The sequence below is a fragment of the Streptomyces bambusae genome, from assembly GCF_019400985.1.
Classification (GTDB): Bacteria; Actinomycetota; Actinomycetes; order Streptomycetales; family Streptomycetaceae; genus Streptomyces; species Streptomyces bambusae_A.
This window is the reverse complement of sequence record NZ_WTFF01000021.1, coordinates 14,329-31,964: the sequence shown is the minus strand read 5'-3', so window position 1 is coordinate 31,964 and position 17,636 is coordinate 14,329. Positions and strand designations below refer to the sequence as shown.

Annotated in this window: 13 protein-coding genes; 1 reads left to right on the top strand and 12 read right to left on the bottom strand. The window is 74.0% G+C overall.

Annotated elements, in window-relative coordinates; all coding sequences use genetic code 11:
* Nucleotides 1-63: 63 nt before the first annotated feature.
* Entirely contained in the window at nucleotides 64-1,743 is a 1,680-nt protein-coding gene (locus GPJ59_RS05830; protein ID WP_219665298.1) for a class I adenylate-forming enzyme family protein, read from the top strand.
* A 143-nt stretch (nucleotides 1,744-1,886) separates the two neighbouring features.
* Here GPJ59_RS05830 and GPJ59_RS05825 read toward each other — a convergent pair whose 3' ends face one another.
* From GPJ59_RS05825 to GPJ59_RS05770, 12 genes are all read right to left on the bottom strand, one after another.
* Nucleotides 1,887-2,870 carry a histidinol-phosphate transaminase gene (locus GPJ59_RS05825; protein WP_219665297.1) on the bottom strand — a complete coding sequence of 328 codons (984 nt, stop codon included), beginning with the start codon at nucleotides 2,868-2,870 and terminating at the stop codon, nucleotides 1,887-1,889.
* Nucleotides 2,871-3,013: 143 nt separating this feature from the next.
* A complete protein-coding gene (locus tag GPJ59_RS05820; protein WP_219665296.1) occupies nucleotides 3,014-3,850 on the bottom strand; it encodes a LuxR family transcriptional regulator in 837 nt (278 codons plus the stop codon).
* Nucleotides 3,851-4,008: 158 nt separating this feature from the next.
* Nucleotides 4,009-5,265 carry an MFS transporter gene (locus tag GPJ59_RS05815; protein ID WP_219665295.1) on the bottom strand — a complete coding sequence of 419 codons (1,257 nt, stop codon included), beginning with the start codon at nucleotides 5,263-5,265 and terminating at the stop codon, nucleotides 4,009-4,011.
* Nucleotides 5,262-6,632: an ATP-grasp domain-containing protein gene (locus GPJ59_RS05810; protein ID WP_219665294.1), complete on the bottom strand. Its 1,371-nt coding sequence runs from the start codon at nucleotides 6,630-6,632 to the stop codon at nucleotides 5,262-5,264. Before GPJ59_RS05810 ends, GPJ59_RS05815 begins: the two co-directional genes overlap by 4 nt.
* The gene (locus tag GPJ59_RS05805; protein WP_219665293.1) at nucleotides 6,629-7,822 is read right to left on the bottom strand and encodes a 3-deoxy-7-phosphoheptulonate synthase; all 1,194 of its coding nucleotides are present in this window, start codon (nucleotides 7,820-7,822) and stop codon (nucleotides 6,629-6,631) included. Before GPJ59_RS05805 ends, GPJ59_RS05810 begins: the two co-directional genes overlap by 4 nt.
* Nucleotides 7,819-9,306, bottom strand: coding sequence for a lyase family protein (locus tag GPJ59_RS05800; RefSeq protein ID WP_258023933.1), 1,488 nt, complete (start codon nucleotides 9,304-9,306; stop codon nucleotides 7,819-7,821). Before GPJ59_RS05800 ends, GPJ59_RS05805 begins: the two co-directional genes overlap by 4 nt.
* Nucleotides 9,307-9,539: 233 nt before the next feature.
* A complete protein-coding gene (locus GPJ59_RS05795; protein ID WP_219665306.1) occupies nucleotides 9,540-11,513 on the bottom strand; it encodes an FAD/NAD(P)-binding protein in 1,974 nt (657 codons plus the stop codon).
* A gap of 324 nt (nucleotides 11,514-11,837) precedes the next feature.
* Complete coding sequence (locus GPJ59_RS05790; RefSeq protein WP_258023938.1) at nucleotides 11,838-13,199, bottom strand: aldehyde dehydrogenase family protein; 1,362 nt, start codon at nucleotides 13,197-13,199, stop codon at nucleotides 11,838-11,840.
* A 242-nt stretch (nucleotides 13,200-13,441) separates the two neighbouring features.
* On the bottom strand, nucleotides 13,442-14,539 hold the full coding sequence (locus tag GPJ59_RS05785) for a phenazine antibiotic biosynthesis protein (RefSeq protein WP_219665290.1): 1,098 nt from the start codon (nucleotides 14,537-14,539) through the stop codon (nucleotides 13,442-13,444).
* 168 nt (nucleotides 14,540-14,707) lie between these two features.
* Nucleotides 14,708-15,745: a 3-oxoacyl-ACP synthase III family protein gene (locus GPJ59_RS05780; protein WP_219665289.1), complete on the bottom strand. Its 1,038-nt coding sequence runs from the start codon at nucleotides 15,743-15,745 to the stop codon at nucleotides 14,708-14,710.
* 3 nt (nucleotides 15,746-15,748) lie between these two features.
* A complete protein-coding gene (locus GPJ59_RS05775) occupies nucleotides 15,749-16,030 on the bottom strand; it encodes a phosphopantetheine-binding protein (RefSeq protein WP_219665288.1) in 282 nt (93 codons plus the stop codon).
* Nucleotides 16,027-17,607, bottom strand: a complete 1,581-nt coding sequence (locus GPJ59_RS05770) for an amino acid adenylation domain-containing protein (RefSeq protein WP_219665287.1) — start codon at nucleotides 17,605-17,607, stop codon at nucleotides 16,027-16,029. The genes GPJ59_RS05775 and GPJ59_RS05770 overlap by 4 nt, the downstream gene beginning before the upstream one ends.
* Nucleotides 17,608-17,636: the final 29 nt, after the last annotated feature.

The following is a 17,636-nucleotide window of genomic DNA, read 5'->3' as shown; positions in this document are numbered from 1 at the left end:
CGAGTACAGCCTCGCGCCCCTGACGGGGCGCCTTCCCCTCAACCCCAAGAGAGGCACGACGTCATGACCGACTCCCGCACGGGCTTCGCCGCGACCGTTCTCGACCTTGAGCAGCGCGCGGCGCTGGCTGCCGACACCACCGTCGGTGGCGGCAACCTGCTGCGTTCGGCACTCGCAGCGAGCCCGAGCCCCACGACGCCCTTCGTCCACTCCACCCGGCCGATCACCAACCTGTCGGGCGTCGAGCAGTACGACTGGAGCCTGGCCGAGGTGGACCAGCTGGCGCAGGCCTGGTCCGCCTGGTACCTGGCGCAGGGCGTCCAGCCCAAGGACCGGGTCGCCGTCTGGTTCGAGGACTCCTTCGCGTACTCCGTGCACTTCTACGCCCTCGCCCAGATAGGCGCCATCGCGGTCCTCATCAACAGCAAGGCCACGGCGGCGATCGCCGAGTCGCTGATCGAGCAGACCGCCCCGGTCGGCCTGTACGCCGACGGGACCCGCCTCGCGGACCTGCGCGCCGAGAGCGAGATCCTCGACGGCCTGGCCTGGACCCAGACGGAGGAGGAGCTGCCGGCGCCGCCGGCCGGCACGCTGGCGGAGGGCCAGTACTGGCAGCACGTGTCGGAGGACCCGGTCGTCATCCTGCACTCCTCCGGTACGACGGGCCGCCCGAAGCCGACGATCCACACGCACGGCACGATCGTCGCCGGCCCGCAGTTCCGCCTGGTGGACTTCAAGGAGCAGCCGGGCGCGCTGATGCTGACCGCGCTGCCGCAGTCGCACCTGGGCTGCATCGCCTTCACCGTCTACGCCGTCCTCGCGGGCACACCGCTCGTGGCGCACAGCGACCGCAGCGGCGAGGAGCTGGCCGCGGCCGTGGCCGAGCACAAGCCGACCGCGGTGATGGCCTTCGCCCACTCGTACGCCGAGCTGGCGGCGCTGGAGAAGGCCGACGGCCGGCTGGACAGCGTCAACGCGTGGGTGTCCATCGGTGACGCCGTGCACCAGGCGCACATCACCGCGACCCTGGAGCACCGCTCCGCGCACCTGCCGTCGGCGCAGTTCTTCGACCGGCTCGGCACCACCGAGCTCGGCTGGGGCGTGCTGCTGAAGATCCGTACGAAGGACTCCCAGCGCAACGACCGCTGCGCCGGCCAGCCGGTCGGGGTCGCCGAGGTGGCGGTGCTGCGCAAGGACGGCAGCCACGCGGACGTCGGCGAGGTCGGCTTCCTGGCGGCCCGCGGCCCGGCCATCACGCCCGGCTACTGGGGCGACTCGGAGACCACCTACCGCTACAAGCTGGCCGGCCACTGGCTGCCGGGCGACATGGCCTACAAGGACGAGAACGGCGACTTCTACCTGGTGGACCGCGCCGCCGACCAGATCCTCACGGCGAACGGGCCGGCGTACTCCACGCTGATGGAGGAGGTCCTGCTCAACGACGTGCCCGAGTTCGACGACGTCGCGGTGATCGCGGGCTCCGAGGACGGGGCCGTGGTCCCGGTCGCGGTGGTCACCACGCAGGCGGACGGCGTGGACGCGGAGAAGCTGCTGCTGCGCGCCAACGAGGCGCTCACGGCGGCCGGCCAGCCGACGCTGCGGCTGCTGGAGGTCGCGGCCACCGAGGCGGACTTCCCGGTCGGCGTCACCGGCAAGGTGCTCAAGCGCAAGCTGCGCGAGAAGTACTCCGACCTGACGGCGTACCTGAGCGGGGCCGGCACCTCGGTCGCCACGGCGGCCTGACCCGGAACTGCCCTGTCCCGGCCTGGCGAGGGGCGGGCCGGGACAGGGCGAGCACCACCACCGCCCCAGCGTGAAGGGCCGGGCCCCGGCGGGGCCCGGCCCTTCGGGGACGGAGCAGCAGCGCAAAGGAACAGGCGGCGGGATCAGGACGAGGCGAAGGAGGTCGCGATCGTGAGGACGGTGTCGTTGGCCTCGGGCTCGCCGATGGTGAGCCGGATCCCCTCCCCCGGGAACGCGCGCACGGCCACCCCCGCCGCGGCGCAGGCGGCGGCGAACTCCTCGGTGCGGCCGCCCAGCGGCAGCCACAGGAAGTTCGACTCGCTGTGCGGGACCGTCAGGCCCAGGTCGCGCAGCGCGGTCGCGGTCCGTTCGCGCTCCTTGACCACCAGTTCCACCCGCTCCAGCAGCTCGGCCTCGGCGGCCAGCGAGGCGACGGCGCCGGTCTGGGCGGCCGCGGTGACGCCGAAGGGCACGGCGGAGGAGCGGATCGCGGCGGCGAGGGACTCATGGGCGACCGCGTAGCCGATGCGCAGGCCGGCCAGGCCGTAGGCCTTGGAGAAGGTGCGGGTGACGACCACGTTGGGGCGGTCGCGGTAGAGCGCGATGCCGTCGGGTGCGTCGGGGTCGGTGACGAACTCCCGGTAGGCCTCGTCCAGGACGACGGTCACCTCGGCCGGCACCTGGTCGAGGAAACGTTCCAGCGCAGAACGCCCGACCGCCGTGCTGGTGGGGTTGTTCGGGTTGCAGACGAGGACGACGCGGGTGCGCGGGCCGATCGCCGCGGCCAGGGCGTCCAGGTCGTGCGTCTCGTCCCGCAGCGGGACCTGGACCGCCACGCCCCGGTTCATCGCCGTCAGGTGCGGATACGCCTCGAACGACGGCCAGGCGAACACGACTTCGTCGCCGTCCCGGACCAGCGCGTGCAGCAGGTGCTGGAGTACGCCGACCGAGCCGGCGCCGAGCGCCAGGTGCGCGGTCGGGACGTCGAGGCGGCGGGCGAGGGCCTCGGTCAGGTCGGTCGAGAAGCGGTCGGGGTAGCGGTTGGCCCGGCCGGCGGCGCCGGCCAGGGCCGCCACCACCGACGGCAGCGGCGGGTAGGGGTTCTCGTTGGCGTTGAGCTGGTACATCGGGCAATCCCTTCGGTGGGCGGTGCATCGGTGGGTCGTGCGTCAGCGGGTCGTGCGGCAGCGATTCGTGCCGGTCGTGCGGGTCGTGCCGGTCGTGCGTCGGAAGGTCGTACGTCGAGGGGGCGTACGCGTCCGGGCAGCGGTCAGTCGATGGCCGGCAGGGCGTCCTCGCCCTTGCCCATCAGGTAGCCGAGCTGGAAGCGGTGCTGCGCGCCGTACTGGTCGCGCAGGCACGAGATGTGGCCCTGGACGGACCTCAGGCTGACCCCCAGGCGGCGCGCGATGGCCTTGTCGGAGCAGCCCTCGATCAGCAGCTTGCGGATGGCCAGGCGCATGTCCGGCACCACCTCCGAGGCGGCGTCGGCGGCCCGGCATGGGCGGAACGGGAAGGGCTCGGCCCGGTCCCAGGCCTTCTCGAACACGTCGGTGAGGAAGCCGGTGACCGCCCGGTCGCGGATCACCACGGCCGAGGTGCGGTCCCCGTCGGCGGGGATGAAGGACACCTCGCCGTCGATGACGATCAGCCGGTCGAAGAACTCCGGCAGCGTGCGGACCTGCGCCCCGTGCTTCTGGACGGTCTGCACGTACCGCTTGGTGGCCTCGTGGAAGCGCGAGCTGTGCTGGTAGAGCGTGCGCATGGCCACGCCCCGGGAGAGGTGGTCGCGGACGGCCGCGTACGCCTCGTCGAGGGTGGCGTCCGGCCGGGGGCCGTCGGGCTGCGCGGTGAGGATCTCCCGGCGGGCCCGGCCGAGGGCCTCCTGGATGGCGTACCGGATCTTCTCCGCCCCGTGCACGTACTCGATCCTGGCCGGCGGCCCGGGCTCTGGCTCCGGGGTCCGCGGCGCCTGGGTCTGGGTCTGGGCGGCCTCGGCGGCGTACCGGGACAGCGTGTCGAGGGTGTCGGCCATCTGCTGGAGGGTGTCCAGCGGGGAGACGGTGACGGGGGCGGGCGGGGGGACGAGTGCGAGGTTGCCGCTCATGTCAGGCCTTTCTCGGGGAAAGTACGGATCGACAGTGGTGCGGATCGCCGCCGGTGGTGGCGGTGGTGGTGCGGGTGCGGGTACGCGACGGCGAGGGCCGCCGGGGCCTCCCAGCGGACGCTGGGTGAGGCGGTCCCGCGGCCCTCGCCGTCGCGTGCTCACTCCCCCGGGCGCCGGGCGGGTGTCCGCAGCGATGCCAGGGCGAGCAGGGTCGCCACGAGCGAGGCCCCGCCGAGGACGAACCAGAAGGAGTGGCCAAGTTCGGCGAAGAGCCAGCCGCCGGCCACCGGCCCGACGGCCGAGCCGAGGCCGAAGGCGAAGTGGAAGCTGCCGAGGTAGTGGCTCTTGAGGTGGTCCGGGGCGACGACGGCCGGGTACGAGAAGATGGCCGGCCCGCCGATGATCTCGCCGAGGGTCCACACGAGCGTGCCCGCCACGATGACCGCCGGGCCCATCGGCAGCCCGTACAGGGCGACGCCGGAGCCCAGCAGGGCGAAGGCGAGCCCGACGGTCACCCGCACCGGCCAGTTCTGGGTCACCTTGGTGAGCAGCAGCTCGAAGGCGATGACCAGGAAGCCGTTGAGGGAGACCGCGACGGTGTACCAGAACACCGCCAGCCCGGACGCCGCCACGTCGAGCGGGAGCGTGGAGAGGTACTGGGCGTAGACCGCGGTGTGGACCAGGGTGGCGACGAGGTAGAGGGAGAACCGCCGGTCGCGCAGGACCGCCCGGTAGCTCCCGCTGCCCGCGCCCTCGTTCCGTACGGCGCCCCGCCCGGACGGCAGGGTCCGCCAGGCCAGCAGCGCGAAGGCGAGGGCGATCGCCGCCTCGCCCCAGAACAGCAGGTCGTAGGAGTCGTGGCCGAGCCGGAACAGTCCGAAGCCGACCAGGGGCGCGGCCATCGCGCCGAGGTTCAGCCCGAACCGGTACATGGCGAAGACCATCACCTGGCGGTCCTCGCCGGCCAGTTCGGACAGCAGGGCCGCCGAGGCGGGCCGGAACATCTGCCCGGCCAGGCCGGCGAGGACGACGACGGCCAGCAGGGTCGCGTAGTCGGTGAGGTAGAGCAGGGCCGCCGTCAGCACCGCCGAGGCGGCCATGCTGACGGCGGTGGTGTTGCGGGCGCCCATCCGGTCGGACAGCGAGCCGCCGATGAGGACGCCGAGGACGGTGCCGGCCCCGTACGCGCCGAGGGCGAGGGTGGCCCGGCCCGAGGAGTGCCCGAGCGAGGTCAGGTACAGCACCAGGAAGATGTTGAGGAAGCCGCCGAGCCGGTTGATGAACACCCCGGCGAGCAGCGTCTTCACCGCGAGGGGGGCCTCGGTGAAGGCGGCGCGCACGGTCGGGGCGGGCTTCGTGGGCCCGGGGGCGGCCGCCGCCTCGGGGGCGGCCGCCGCGGGCTCGGTCGTGGTCATCCGGCCGGCTCCACGGGTGCGGTCCGTACGGTGATCGCCGCGCGGACCCGGGCCTCCAGCTCGTCCAGGGCCACGGAGTCGGGGGCGTCGATGAAGAAGTTCGCCACCCGGTCCTCGCTGCTGCGCAGCGGGCCGACGTAGCTGCCCTTCTCCTTCTGGACGAAGACGGCCCGCAGGGTGGGCGGGTCCTCCGGCCGGCCGACCGGGACCTCGGGCCACAGGTCGCCCTCGCCGGCCCATTCGACGCTGACGCCCGGCCAGTCGACGGAGACCTCCTCCAGGATGCCGGGCTCGTGCTCGACGTAGACCTGGCGGGCGTGCCGGGTGGCCTTGGGGTACTCGGCGGTCTCGCCCAGGGCGATCTTGATGATCTCCGGCTCGATCGGCAGGCCGGTGGCGAGGTGGTAGAGGACGGTGAGGCCGTCGCCGGGGGTGCGGGCGGCGACCTCCATCAGCTTGGGGTGGCCGTCGGCGTCCAGGCGCCATTCCGAGTGGGTCATGCCGTCCTGGAAGTCCAGCAGGTGCAGCAGGCACTTGTTGGCCGCCAGCAGTTTCTTGCGCTCCAGGCCGACCGCGCCGGAGACGGTGTGGGACAGCTCCACGAAGGTCTCGGCGTGCGCGTCGGTGGTCTGCTTGACGGTGACGGAGTCCCACACGATGCGGCCGTGCTGGATCAGCGCCTCGACGGAGAACTCCTGGCCGGGGACCTTCTCCTCGACCAGGACCGTCTCGTGCTCGGGGTACTCGGCGACCAGTGCGGCCAGCTGCCCGGCGTCGGTGACGGTCTGCACGCCCGAGCTGGAGTGCCGGGTGGCGGGCTTGACCACGGCCGGGAAGGGGACGCCGGAGAGGTCGGCCGCGGCCCGGTCACCCGGCGGGACGACCAGCGAGTACGGGTTGAACTCGCCCAGGTGCAGGCGCTGGAGGTACTTGCTGCGGCAGACCCGGCTGGCCCGCAGGCCCGGCGAGGGCAGGTTCAGGGCGTCGGCGACCAGTCCGGTGGGCTCGACCAGGGTCTCGCCGGCCGCGTACGTACCGATGATCTCGTAGCTGCGCTCCCAGCCGCGGACGGCGGCGACGACACCCGCGTTGAAGGAGCCCTCGCGGTCCACGGAGCCCTCGACGAAGGCGATGGCGTCGATGGCGGCGGCCGGGTGGCCCGCCTCGCGCAGGGCGGATTCGGCCTGCTCCCGCCACACCGCGGGGGTGATCAGCAGGATCTTCAGGCCGCGGCGGGTGAGCTCCTCCAGGTAGCGGGGGGCCCGGCAGATGGCCAGGAAGGACCCGGTGAGCAGGAAGGCCGCGGGTCTCTCCGAGCCGGGGGTGGCCGGGGTGCCCGCGGGGGGCAGGGTGGGCAGGGTGTTCATCGTGCGGGCCTCCACAGGTCGGCGGCCAGGAAGGCCATGTCGAGGGCCTGGCCGCGGTTGAGCCGCGGGTCGCAGGCGGTGGTGTAGCGCAGGCCGAGGTCGTCGAGGGAGACCGGGTCGGTCCCGCCGACGCATTCGGTGACGTGGGCGCCGGTCAGCTCCAGGTGCAGGCCGCCCGGGTGGGTGCCGAGCTCCCGGTGGATCTGGACGAACGCCCGGATCTCGGCGGTGATGTCGTCCAGCAGCCGGGTCTTGCGGCCGCCGGGGCCGACCCGGGTGTTGCCGTGCATCGGGTCGGAGACCCACAGCACGGGCGAGCCGGAGGCGGTGACCTTCTCGACCAGGCCGGGCAGTACCTCGCGGATCGCCTCGGCGCCCATCCGGGTGATGAAGGTGAGCCGGCCCGGCTCGCCCTCGGGGTCGAGGATCTCGGTGAGGGCGAGCAGTTCGTCGGCGGTGGCGGTCGGGCCGACCTTGACGCCGACCGGGTTGGCGATCCGGGCGGCGAACTGCACGTGCCCGCCGTCGAGCTGGCGGGTGCGCTCGCCGATCCACACGAAGTGCCCGGAGCCGGCCCAGCGGCGGCCGGTCGCCTCGTCGGTGCGGATCAGCGGGTACTCGTAGTCCAGCAGCAGCGCCTCGTGGCTGACGTGCAGGGGCAGGCCGGAGGTGTCGCCGTCGGCGCCGGGCAGCAGCCGGATGCGGTCCAGGGTGCGGGCGGCGGTGCCGTACGCGGTCATCATCCGCCAGGGGTCGGCGGCGCGGTCGGCGGCGGTGAAGCCGAGGCCGTTGACGGAGTCGCCGCGGTAGGCGGGGAGTTCGACGCCGTCGCGCTCCTCGGTGGGCTTCGAGCGCGGCTTGGCGTACTGGCCGGCCATCCGGCCGAGCGGCACCACGGGCACGGCGGCGCCGTAGGAGACGATCTCGGCCATCTGGCGCAGGGTGGTGGCGGTGCTCTCGGCCTCGCCGAGGGCGCGCTCGCCGAACTCCTCGGCGCAGTGGCCGCCCTGGAGCAGGAGTGCCTCGCCGCGGGCGGCGGCGGCCAGCCGCGCGCGCAGCGCGTCGCTCTCGGCGAGGGGGGTCAGTGGGGGCAGTTCGCCGAGCAGGTCGACGACGGTGGCGAGGGTGTCCGGGTCCGGCCAGTCGGGCTGCTGGGCCGACTGGAGGACCCCCAGGGTGGTACCGATCATGATGTGCTCGCTCCTCGTTTCAGGGCCCGGTCGGTCAGAGCACCGGCCGCTCCTGTGTAGTGGGCGGGTTCCAGCAGGTCGCGCAGTTCTTCCGGGCCCAGGACGCCGCGCAGCCGCGGGTCGGCGGCGAGGACGTCGGCCAGCGGGGTGCCCGTGGTGTGGGCGGTGGTCGAGGCTTCGGTCAGCAGCTGCCGGGCGGGCGCCTTGCCCAGGCGCGGGGCGAGGACGGCGGCGATCCGCTCGGTGACGAGCAGGCTCCCGGTCAGGCCGAGGTTGGCCCGCATCCGGTCGGGGTCGACACCGAGCCCGGCGGCGAGTTCGACGGCGGTGTGCGCGGCGCCGCCCGTCAGCCGCAGGCACTCGCGCAGGGTGTGCCATTCGCTGTGCCAGACGCCCGCCGACCGCTCGTCCTCGGTGACCATTGCCTGCGCGAGGGTGCCGGCCAGGGCGGGGACCACCAGGGCGGCGGACCGGATGAGGGTGGCCAGCACCGGGTTGCGCTTGTGCGGCATCGCGGAGGACGCGCCGCGGCCGGCCGGGCCCGGCTCGGCCACCTCGGCGGTCTCGGTGCGGGCCAGGGCCAGCACGTCGACGGCGAACTTGCCCAGCGCGCCCGCCGCGTGGGCCAGGACCGCGCCGAGGTCTGCGACCGGCGTGCGGAGGGCGTGCCAGGGGAGCGCGGGGGCGCACAGGCCGGTCTCGCAGGCCAGGGCGGCGCCCAGCTTGTCGGCGTAGTCGTCGAGGTCGAGCGTCGCTCCGTGGGAAGCGCTGTCTGCGGGCTGTGGGCCGTCGGTGGCTGGTCGCGCCCCTGCGGCGGAGCCGCTCATGTGAACGCCCCGCGCCCCTGACGGGGCGTGGTACCGCTCGGCGCCGGCACCGTGGACAGCGCTTGTCCTGCCGGTGACGGACCCGTCCGCCTCGTCGGCGGCGGCCGCGGCGGCCTCGCCGTCGATGCGTGCGTACTCCAGGTAGCCGGCCAGGGTGCCGGCCGCGCCGCCGACCGACACGGGCAGGCGGAGGCGGTCGATGCGCTGGACGGCGTCCAGGAGGAGGTGCCGCCAGCCGGCCGCTTTCAGCCCGAAGGTGGTCGGTACGGCGTGCAGGGCGAGGGTGCGGCCGGCCTGCACGGTGTCGCGGTGCTCGGCGGCCAGGTCGGCCAGCGACGCGGCGGCGCGCAGCAGGTCGGCGCGCAGCACCTTCAGGGTGCGGGCGGCGACCAGCATCATGCCGGTGTCGAGGACGTCCTGGCTGGTGGAGCCGCGGTGCACGTACTCGGCGGCGGCCGGGTCGGTCTCGGCGACGACCTTGGTGAAGGCGGCGACCAGGCCCACGACGGGATTGGCGGTCTCCCGCGCGGCCAGGGCCAGTGCCCGGACGTCCAGCCGCCGGGCGTCGGCGGCGTCGGTGATCGTCCGGGCCGCCGCTTCGGGCAGGGTGCCCAGCCTGGCCTGGGCGCGGGCCAGGGCGGCCTCTGCGTCCAGCATGGCCTGGAGCCAGGCTGTGTCGCTGGTCGCCGCCTCGGCGGGGGTTCCCGCGCGTACCGGTGACAGCAGGCCTGCGTCTGTTCCCTCCCAGGGGGCGGGTGCGGGCCCGGGCCCGGCGGCCGGGGCCGTGGCCGTGGCGTGGGGCTGGGGTGGGAGGGGCGGCTGCACGCCGGTGGTTCCGGTGTGCCCACCCGTTCCGCCCTGCGGAACGATTGCCCACACCGATGGCGCGGTCATGATTGGGCCTTGGTGGGGGTGGGGGCTTGCACCGCGGACAGGGCGAGGGCTGCGTGGGCTATTGCGTCGGAGTCCTCCAGGGTGACCGAGCCGACGCCGGGGCGGATGCCGGCGGCGGTGACCCAGTGGACGGCCTCGGTCGGCACGCCGTAGGCGAAGCGCCGCGGGTGCGGGGTGCCGGCGGCGTCGACCAGGCGGTAGGGGCGCTCGGAGACGGCCAGGCCGCCGGTCTCGTACTCGATGCCCGCGCTGCCGCGGATCTTGTACGGCTGGCACTGGCCGCTCTCCAGCAGCTGCACCAGCAGCGCGTCGGTGGTGCGGCGCAGGTCGGGGTGCGGCAGCCGGGCCTCGATGAGCGCGGTCAGCCGGATGTCGTCGCCGTCGACGCCGTCCGCGGTGGCGACGAACACCGGCCCGTCCGGTCCGTCGGACTCGGTGCGCACGCGCAGTCCCGGTCCGGTGAACTCGACGATGCCGGCGGAGGCCAGCGCGATCAGCTCGTCGATGCGGGAGACCGGCGGGCCGATGGAGAGGAAGCCGTTGAGCGGGGTGTACCAGCCGTCGAGGTCGTCGCGGTGCGAGGCCGCGTCCAGGCCGCCGTGGTCGACGGCGAGCCGGATCTCGTTGCGCAGGTCGCGCAGCACGTCGAGGGCGGCCTTCAGCGGGCCGCTGACGTTGCCCTCGCGGGCCTCCTTGGCATCGCGCAGCAGGTACGCCAGCATCCAGCGGCGGAAGTCGTCGCGGCCGGTGAAGCGCAGGTCGCCGTACGGGCGGGAGAGCGTCTTCCAGTTCCACCGCTCGTCGCCGTCGATGCCGGCCTCGGCGAGCAGGGCCTCCTCGGCCTCGTCGTCGGCGGCGGCCAGGTAGCGGGTGGTGAAGTCCTCGATGAGGTCGGGGGTCCAGTGTCCGCCGCGGGCGGCCAGCAGCCGCTCGTAGTAGACGCTCTGCACCTCCTTCTGGATCAGCGGCCAGATGTGGATGCCGAAGTCGATCCAGTCGCCGTCCTTGGCCGCGGCGCGCATGGACGCGACCCGCTCGACGGTCAGCAGGCGCGGGTGGTAGCGGCCGTCCACGCCCTTCTCGTTCTCGCCGCGCGCCTGGTACGGGATGCCGCGCCGGGACCCGGCGTACATCTTGGGCTCCAGCCCGGACGGCCGGTACACCAGGCGCCCGTCGGCTCTGCGCTCGAAGAAGCCGCCGCGGCCCAGGGTGAACAGGGCCATGTAGTCGAAGAAGTTCAGGCCGAGTCCGCGCAGCAGCACCGGGCGGCCGGCGCCGATGACGCCGAGGTCCACGTCGGCCGGGTTGGACGGGCCGATGTACGTGAGCCCGTACGCGGCGGCGAACTCGGAGAGCCGCTGCTCCTCGGGGCCGAGCTTGGCGGGCAGGTGGCCCTGGGCGAGGACGACCGCGGAGAGCCCGGACAGCCGGACCCCGTCGGCGAGGTCCAGCGACTGCGGCCCGTCGGGGGTGTCGGCGTCGTTGAGGGCGACGGCGCGGGTGCGGTGGACGTGGACGGTGACGTGCTCGGGGGCGCCGGCCAGCGCCTCCTCGAACGCCCACTGGAGGTAGTGGCCGTAGAAGGCTCGGGTCGGGTATTTGTCGGGGCCCATCTCGCGGGCCTCGGCGAGGGTCTGGGCGCCGTAGCGCCGCTCGGAGGCCTCGGGGTCGGCGGCCACCCGGCGCGCCCACCCGTACAGGCTGGGGCCTTCCTCGATCGGGCCCTCGATGATGACGCTGTCGTCGGTGTAGAGGGTGATCTGCGAGGAGACGGTGTTCATCAGCAGGTGGCGCGGCTGCTCGGTGCGCCACACGGCGCCGGCGCCCGGCGACGAGGGGTCGACGACGTGGATGGTCAGCTCGTCGTGCGCCGGGGACTTGCGCTCCTGGGCGCATATGCGCTCCAGGACGGACAGGCCCCGGGGTCCGGCGCCGACGATGGCGATCCGGGCATGGCTGTGCTGCGGCATGGATTCTTCTCCCACCAACGGAATGTGGATCCTGGCGAATTGACCTTGCGGGGGCGGTGCGCTGTGCGCCGGGCGGGCGGCTCTGTGGTGCGGACCGTGCTGTGGCGCGGGTCTTGCTGTGGCGCGGGCTCTGGCGCGGCCGGCGCGGGGTCTGGCGCGGTGGTGCGGGTTCGGGCGCGGTGGTGCGGGTTCGGGCGCGGCGGCGCGGGTGGGGCTGGGGGCGCGGGCCGGGCGGCGGTGCGTCAGGCGGTGGTGTTCCAGCCGACGTCGGCGTGCGCGTACGCGGTGTCCACTGCTCTCCTCCTTCTGCTTCTCGCGGTCGGGTCAGTCGCGGATGACGGTCTTGCTGCGCATGAGGAACTCGGCGAGGTATCCGTCGTGCGGGAGTCCGGGCCCCATCCAGTACGTGGGGTGGTCGCCGGCGTGGACGTTGCCGATGGACGGCTCGGCGATCAGCTCGTCGAGCAGGTGCCGGTCGGTGGTGAGGGCGCCGACGACGAGGCTGCCGCGCAGCGGGGCGATCCCGTCGGCGCGGCTCCAGGGGGCCACCCACACGCAGGGGAAGGGGAGTTCCACGCCGGCCTGCGGGGCGTCGGCCCGCTCCAGCTGGTGGACGGCGGGTGTCAGGACGGCGCTGCCGTCGCCGAGGTCGCGGGCGATCCCGTCGCCGCCGAGCCAGGCGCGGGTGCCGGCGGCGCGGGTGAGCAGGTGGGCCTCGATGGCGCGGGCGGTGTCGGCGCTCTGCACGGGCAGCACGGCCGCCTCGTCCTCGGGGGGCAGGGCGGGCAGGGCGGCGAGGCGCTGCGCGAGGGCTTCGGCGAGGGGGGCCGGGTCGCCTTCGACGAGGACGGTGGTGGTGTTGACGCAGCCGGTGCCGCCGTGGCCGGCGACGGAGGCGGTGATGGTGTCGAGGTGGTCGCGCCAGTCGGTGTCGGCGGTGATCAGGATCTTGCTGCGGCCGGGGCCCTGGAGCAGGACCCGCGGGTTGTCGGCGTACTTGCGTACGACGTCCTCGCCGCCGTAGACGAGGGAGCGGTCGGCGGCGCGCAGCAGGGTGTCGGCCTCGGCGTGGTCGGTGGGCAGGAAGGCGATCCGGTCCTCCCCGAAGCCGGCCTCGCGCAGGGCGGTGATCAGGCGGTACGGGGTGAACGGCTCGCGCCGGGAGGGGCGTACGGCGACCCGGTAGCCCAGGGCCAGCGCCTCGGGCCACAGGCTGTGGGTGCCGGGGTGGTTGCCGGCGGCGAGCACGGCGAAGGTCTCGGCGCGGCGCGTCCACACGGCGCTGCCGGTGCGGGTGAGCGGGGAGCGCCAGTCCTCGGCGACGCCGGCGGGGCGGGCCTGGGCGAGGCTGTCGTGGACGCGGCCGAGCCGGGCCCGGATGTTCTGGGTGGTGGCGCGTACGACGGACAGCGGGACCCCGCCGACCCGGGCGACGGTGCGCTCGTACGCGGCCGGGTCCTGGCCGGCGAGTTCTGCGGTGGCGAAGAGCTCGGCGGCGTGGCGGATGGCGGCGATCCGCTCGTCGAGGCCCATCGGGGTGGCCCGGCGCAGGGCCTTGACGGTGCGGTCGACGAACAGGGAGGGCACGAGGCCGATTTCGGCGACGGGTGCGCCGGACACGTCGGTGACGGTGGTCCGGCGGCGGGCCCGGAAGCGGCCTTGGGGGCCGAGCGCATCGACGAGCAGCGGCTCGTCGTCCGGCCCGGCACCGGCCGCGGACCGGCGCGCGGCGCCTGCCGCGGACCGCGCCTGCGGCCGGGACCCGGTCACGGGTCCGAGTCGGGCCTCCGGCCGGTCTTCGGGCCGAGCGTCGCCCTGGCCCGCCGGGCGGGCTTCGGGCCGGGGCTCTGCCTGGGTGCCGGGCCGGGTCCCCGGCAGGGCCCCGGGACCGCGCCCGGGCCCGGGGTTCAGGAGGTCGGCGACAGCCATCAGTACACCCCCTCGATCACGGTCTCGTTCTCGAAGGTGGCGACCGGGGCGATGTCGGCGACGGCGTCGCCCGCTCCGCGGTCGGACGGGATGCGGGTGGCCAGGTCCCGCTCCAGGTTGTTGGGCAGCAGGAACGACTTGCTGACGTGGCTGACCACGACCTGGCCGCGCTCGCCGTACGCGACCGGCTCGCGGGTGGCGGGGTCGACGACGGAGAAGGTGACGTACGGGCTGAGCGGGTCGAAGACGCACGGGTCGTCGTCGGACAGGCCGGCCCGCTCCCCGGCGAAGCCGAGGATCATCGTGCTGCCGTAGTTCCCGCAGAAGGCGATGTCGGGGAAGATCTCCGTCCGGTACAGGTGGCGGGAGTCGGGGTCGAGCTGGGTGCCGCCCCAGCGGATCGCCTTGACCTTCTTGTTGACCAGCTCCACCAGGTCCTCGCGGCCGGCGAGCCGCTCCAGCACCGAGGGGGTGATGGTGAGGACGCCGATGTCCTGGGTGGAGAGCACGAACTCGGCCTGTTCCAGCAGGTGTTCGGCGTAGGCGCCGGCGTCGGCCCCGCGGCCGGCGGCGATCAGCTTCTTGACCCAGCGGGGGTCGAGGTCGATGGTGAAGCCGCGGCTGCCGTGGGTGTCGGCGGAGCGGCGGAAGAACTCGCCGACGATGTGCGGTCCGGTGGGGACCAGGCCCAGCCAGTTCGCGCCGCGCGGGAAGCCGTGCGCGTCGAGGTTGGCGTTGGACCAGGCGACCATGCGGTCGAGCCAGTCGCGGGTGAGGACGACCCGCTTGGGGGCGCCGGTGGTGCCGCCGCTCTCGAACACGCCGACCACGTCGGGGCGGGTGCCGTAGCCGCGCGGGACGAGGTCCTCGGCGCGGACGTACCGCAGCTCGCCGGTGACGTTGGGGAAGCGGGCGAGGTCGGCGTGGGTCCTGATGTCCGTCCGCGGGTCGAAGTCCAGGGTCTCCGCGCGCCGCAGCCAGAACGGGGAGCCGGTCTCCGGGTTGAAGTGCCATTCCATCGCGGCCCGGAGGAACTCGTCCGGGTCGGGCTGCACGTCGTACGGAAGATCCAGGATCGGATTGTCTGGCGAGGACACGGAAGTCTCCTTGTCGGTGGGACGCGGGGGTGGTGCAGCGGTACGCCGGCGGGGCCCGGCGCGGGGGGCGAGTACGGCCCCGTCGGCGTACGCGCCGGCTCTCGGGGTGGCGGCGCCGGGCCGTGTCGTTCGGATCGGGCTGGGCCCGCCCGGTCCGGAAGGCACGGCCTAGACGCGGATCAGGCTGGCGGCCCAGCGGCCGGTGGAGATGCCGCACAGGGCGACCAGCTCGCCGGCCGCCAGCTCGCCGCGCTCCAGTTGGAGGCCGAGCGAGACCAGCTGGTCGGCGCCGCCCATGTGGCCGTGGCCGGGGGCGACGGCCGCGTTGGTCCGCTCCAGCGGGACGCCGAGCGGGGTGGCCACGGCGGCGATGCTGGTGGAGACGTCGTTGAGGTAGATCACGTGGGCGATCTCCCGGCGGTCCACCCCGGCCCGGGCGGCCGCGCCCTCGATGACCTCGACGAGCCGGGTGTAGCGCTCGCCGATGAACTTGCGCAGCTTGGCCGGGTCCCCGGCGAACTGCTCGCGCACCTGGTCGTAGGCGGACGGGGCGTCGGTGGCGTCCCAGCCGATCGGCGGGAGCGGCTGGACGGCGCCGCCGAAGTCCAGGCGCAGCAGGTCGCTGTACTCGGGGTCGGTGAACTGCTCGGTGGCCAGGATCCGGTTGGCGTCGTGGCCGCGCCGGACGACGACGGCCACGGCCGCGTCGCTGAGCACGGTGTTGATGACGTTCATCCGGTTGCGGTGGAACTCGCTGACCCGGTTGACGACCACGAACAGCGCTGTGTCCGCCTCGGGCCGGGCGGCCAGGGTGGAGGCCACGTAGAACAGGCCGCCCACTCCGGCGCCGCAGCCCTCGTTGAGCCAGAGGGTCTGGGTGCGCTCGATCTTCAGCTCGCGGGCCAGCGCCGAGGCGGCGTCCCAGTACGAGTACTCGGGCATGTCGGTGGTGGCGACGACCACGAGGTCCACGGCGTCGGCGGTGATCCCGGCGCGGTCGAGGGCCTGCTGGCCGGCCTCGCGGGCCAGGTCGGTGCCGGTGACCCCGGCGGCGGCCCGGTGGAAGGTGCGGTACCCCCACTTCAGGACGCGGTCGGGGTCGTCGACGTAGTCGGCGGCGACGGCGGCGACGTCCTGGTCCTCGCCGAAGGCGTAGCCGAACGAGACGATGCCGAAGCCGGTGGCGGCGTTGGTGTCCTGCGCCATGGGCTACGCCGCTTCCGCGGTGGCCGCCGCCGTGAGGCGGGCGGACAGCTCGTCGGCGGCCCGGCCGAGCGGCTGCTCGAACAGGACCATCAGGTCGTACTCGTCGCCGAAGCGCTCCTTGGCGTACTCGCCGAGCTGGAGGGCGAGCGCGGAGTGCCCGCCGAGCTCCAGGAAGCTGTCCTCCAGCTCGACCTCGGGCTCCTCCAGCAGTTCGGCCACCCAGGCCAGGGTCGCCGTGCGGACCTCCTCGGCCAGCGTGGTGCGGGGGTGGTGTGCGATGCTCATCGGGTCCGGCTCCTCTCCTCTTGCCAGATCCGGGCCACCTCGGCCCGGTCGACCTTTCCGTTGACGGTGCTGGGCAGGTGGGGCAGCGGCAGTGCCGCGTAGCCCGACGGGTGCATGTAGGAGGGCAGCAGCTCCTTCACGTGCGCGCGCAGCGGGCGGGTGCCGGGGTCCTCGGCGCCCTCGGCGACCACGTACGCGCAGACCAGCCGCTGGTCGCCGGGCTTGAACTCGTGCACCCAGACCACCGCGCCGGCGACGGCGGGGTGGGCCTGGACGGCGACCTCGATGTCGCTGAGCTCGATGCGGTGGCCGCGCAGTTTGACCTGGAGGTCGGCGCGGCCGACGTAGCCGTAGGTGCCGTCCCGGCGGACGGTGACGAGGTCGCCGGTGCGGTAGTAGCGGATGCCGTCGGTGTGCGTGGGGAAGCGCTCGGCGGTCAGCTCGGGCCGGCCCAGGTAGCCGTCGGCCACCTGGGGGCCGGCCAGCCACAGTTCGCCGTCCTCGCCGGGCGCGGCGTCCTCGCCCGCGTCGGTGACCACGCGGGCGGTTCCGGAGAGCAGTACCCCGATCGACAGGTTGTCGTCGTCGAGGTCCTCCTCGGCCACCGCGTGGTACGTGCTGAGTACGGCGGCCTCGGTGACCCCGTACATGTTGACCAGGGCCGGGGAGGCCAGGCCGAACTGCTTGGCCCAGGGGCGGACGGTCTCGGGGGTGAGCTTCTCCCCGCCGAAGAGCACGTACCGCAGGGACGGCAGCGCGAACTGGTCGCGCAGCACGATCTGGGTCATGGCGCCGAAGGCGGTCGGGGTCTGGCTCAGGACGGTGATGCCCTCGTCGGCGATGAAGTGCATGCACGCCTCGGGTGAGCGGGAGGTGCCCGGCGGCAGCACCACCAGGCGGGCGCCGGTCGACAGCGGTCCCCAGATCTCCCACACCGAGAAGTCGAAGGCGATGGAGTGGAAGAGCAGCCAGCTGTCGTGCTCGTCGAAGGCGAACGGCCCCTCGGCGCTGGCCGTCAGTACCGCGGCCGCGCCGTGCGGGACCAGGACGCCCTTGGGCCGGCCCGTGGTGCCCGAGGTGTAGATGATGTACGCGGTGTCGCGCGGCTCGGGGCCGGTGCGGGCCGGCGGGGCGGCCGGCGGCTGGGACAGCAGTTGGGTGATGCGCTCCTCGGGGACGACGGGGATCTGCCCGGTCTCGCACTCGGCGGGGTCGCCGAGGAAGGCGGTCACGCCGCTGTCGGAGACGATGAACCGGTTGCGGGAGGGCGGGTTGCGCACCTCCAGCGGGACGTACGCGGCGCCCGCCTTCATGATGCCGATCATCGAGACGACGGCGGCGGCGCCCGGCGGCATCCGCAGCGCGACCCGGTCCCCGCGGCCCACGCCGAGCCCCGCCAGCAGTGCCGCGACGGCGTCCGACCAAGTGTCGAGGCGGCGGTAGCTGTACGAGGCGCCGTCCGCGGTGAGCGCGGTGCGGTCGGGGAAGCGCTCGGCGGAGGCGGCGAACAGGTCGGTGAGGGTGCGGTAGTCGTCGTCCCGCGCGGTGCGCGGCGGGCCGATGGTGGGCAGGGTCATGGCTTCCCCCAGGGGAGGTAGGGCAGTTC

Excerpts from the sequence above, each read along its gene's own strand:
- GPJ59_RS05800 (WP_258023933.1), bottom strand. The coding sequence starts at position 9,306 with ATGCTGGACGCAGAGGCCGCCCTGGCCCGCGCCCAGGCCAGGCTGGGC.
- GPJ59_RS05795 (WP_219665306.1), bottom strand. The coding sequence starts at position 11,513 with ATGCCGCAGCACAGCCATGCCCGGATCGCCATCGTCGGCGCCGGACCC.
- GPJ59_RS05805 (WP_219665293.1), bottom strand. The coding sequence starts at position 7,822 with ATGATCGGTACCACCCTGGGGGTCCTCCAGTCGGCCCAGCAGCCCGAC.
- GPJ59_RS05815 (WP_219665295.1), bottom strand. The coding sequence starts at position 5,265 with ATGACCACGACCGAGCCCGCGGCGGCCGCCCCCGAGGCGGCGGCCGCC.
- GPJ59_RS05780 (WP_219665289.1), bottom strand. The coding sequence starts at position 15,745 with ATGGCGCAGGACACCAACGCCGCCACCGGCTTCGGCATCGTCTCGTTC.
- GPJ59_RS05770 (WP_219665287.1), bottom strand. The coding sequence starts at position 17,607 with ATGACCCTGCCCACCATCGGCCCGCCGCGCACCGCGCGGGACGACGAC.
- GPJ59_RS05810 (WP_219665294.1), bottom strand. The coding sequence starts at position 6,632 with ATGAACACCCTGCCCACCCTGCCCCCCGCGGGCACCCCGGCCACCCCC.
- GPJ59_RS05830 (WP_219665298.1), top strand. The coding sequence starts at position 64 with ATGACCGACTCCCGCACGGGCTTCGCCGCGACCGTTCTCGACCTTGAG.
- GPJ59_RS05820 (WP_219665296.1), bottom strand. The coding sequence starts at position 3,850 with ATGAGCGGCAACCTCGCACTCGTCCCCCCGCCCGCCCCCGTCACCGTC.
- GPJ59_RS05775 (WP_219665288.1), bottom strand. The coding sequence starts at position 16,030 with ATGAGCATCGCACACCACCCCCGCACCACGCTGGCCGAGGAGGTCCGC.
- GPJ59_RS05825 (WP_219665297.1), bottom strand. The coding sequence starts at position 2,870 with ATGTACCAGCTCAACGCCAACGAGAACCCCTACCCGCCGCTGCCGTCG.